The organism is Ruoffia sp. FAM 26254 (genome assembly GCF_045528545.1).
GTDB classification, from domain to species: domain Bacteria; phylum Bacillota; class Bacilli; order Lactobacillales; family Aerococcaceae; genus Ruoffia; species Ruoffia halotolerans.
The window spans coordinates 1-1,544 of the sequence record NZ_JBGQQY010000099.1 but is presented as its reverse complement, the minus strand read 5'-3'; the positions used below and the strand labels follow the sequence as shown (position 1 = coordinate 1,544).

The following is a 1,544-nucleotide window of genomic DNA, read 5'->3' as shown; positions in this document are numbered from 1 at the left end:
AAACGGAACACGATTCCACGGAAATCCTTACACTACCGAACACCGTTGGAAGTATTTTTGAGTTACTTAGATGAAGCAGTTTTGTCTAGCTTAATTTGACAAATCAAAAATTATAAAAAATGACAAACAAAGCAGAATTACTATTTAAAGCTTACCGAGATAACGCACCTTTAGAAAAAGGGAAGTTTAATTTCGAATCGACTCAAGAAGCCTATCAAGTACAAGATGATGTACTTGCTCTGAAAGAAGAGAATGGTGAAAAACATCAAGGTTACAAAATCAGTTTAACGAGTAAAGAAACGCAAGATTTATTCAATAGTGACTCACCTTTATTCGGACAAATGACCGATGTCACTGTGAAAAAAGATGCTTCACTTTCATTAACTGATTACAATGAACCTCTTCTAGAAACTGAGTTAGTCTTCTTAGTTCAAGAAGATGTTAACGGCGACGATACAGACGAGGAAGTAATGAGAAAATGTTTGGTTGCCCCAGGGATTGAAGTACCCGATGGCCGTTATGATGACTGGTTCCCTAAGACAACTTTCTATGAAGTTATCGCAGATGGTGCAGTGAATGGGGCAGTCGTTTATGGAGAAGCCAAGCAATACAGTTATGACGATGTGAAAAATATCGAAGCAGTTCTGTATTTAAACGATCAAGAAGTCAAACGAGGAAATTCTGAAGAAGTATTAGGACATCCAGTTAATTCCGTGAAATGGCTAGCCAAAGCCTTAGAAGAGCGTGGGGAAAAATTAACTGCTGGTCGATTTGTCTCATCAGGAACATTTATGCTCCCAGAGAGATTAGAAGCGGGAAATTATCGCGTTGAATATGAAAATGTCGGTGACGTTCAATTAACTGTCAAACCATAAAAATCGGAGGAAAATAAAATGAAATTAAATAAATTAAGTAAGTTATTATTATCAGGTTTAACTTTAGTCGGTGCCTTAGCGATGCCATTCTCTAACAGTGTGAGTGCTCAAGAAGCAACAGGTGAACCAGTTGTTCTAGGAGTAAACTTAGAACTGACAGGACCCGCAGCACCATACAGTGTACCCGCTGTCGAAGCCTTTGAATTGTTTGTTGAACAAAAGAATGCTGAAGGCGGAGTATTAGATGGACGCCCATTAGAACTTGTAGTCTTAGATAATAAGACAGATACAACCGAAGGAGTTTCTTTACAAACACGTTTAGCGAATGATGAAGACGTTGTTGCTGTCTTTGGACCAAACGCTTCTGCAGTTGTTAATGCAGCAAAACCTGTAATCGAAGAAAATAATAAACCAAATGTCCTTCCAGCGACGACAGGAGATGGCCTGACATTAGATAGTAACGGCGAAGCCGTAGAGAACTTATTTAGAGTTGCCTATGAAGATTCATATCAAGGACGTGCCGGAGCTGAATATGTTTATAATACACTTGGCGCTGAGAACACGCTTCTTATCGTAGATAACGCATTAGATTGTCAAGTCCATAATCTTGTGTAAAAGTCTCAATGTAGTTATATCATCTGGTCATCATGCACATTACACTTGTAAGAA

2 protein-coding genes and 1 pseudogene are annotated in these 1,544 nt (G+C 38.6%); all 3 read left to right on the top strand.

What is annotated here, in order from left to right:
• Nucleotides 1-99: pseudogene (locus ACEN3Z_RS11805) on the top strand (IS30 family transposase); the annotation flags it as partial.
• A gap of 20 nt (nucleotides 100-119) precedes the next feature.
• A complete protein-coding gene (locus ACEN3Z_RS11800) occupies nucleotides 120-875 on the top strand; it encodes a 2-keto-4-pentenoate hydratase (protein WP_138404126.1) in 756 nt (251 codons plus the stop codon).
• A gap of 18 nt (nucleotides 876-893) precedes the next feature.
• Nucleotides 894-1,490 carry an ABC transporter substrate-binding protein gene (locus ACEN3Z_RS11795; RefSeq protein ID WP_407090971.1) on the top strand — a complete coding sequence of 199 codons (597 nt, stop codon included), beginning with the start codon at nucleotides 894-896 and terminating at the stop codon, nucleotides 1,488-1,490.
• The last annotated feature ends 54 nt before the right edge of the window (nucleotides 1,491-1,544 follow it).

Bases quoted from the DNA above. Each gene is read 5' to 3' on its own strand.
- ACEN3Z_RS11800 (WP_138404126.1), top strand. From the start codon at position 120: ATGACAAACAAAGCAGAATTACTATTTAAAGCTTACCGAGATAACGCA.
- ACEN3Z_RS11795 (WP_407090971.1), top strand. From the start codon at position 894: ATGAAATTAAATAAATTAAGTAAGTTATTATTATCAGGTTTAACTTTA.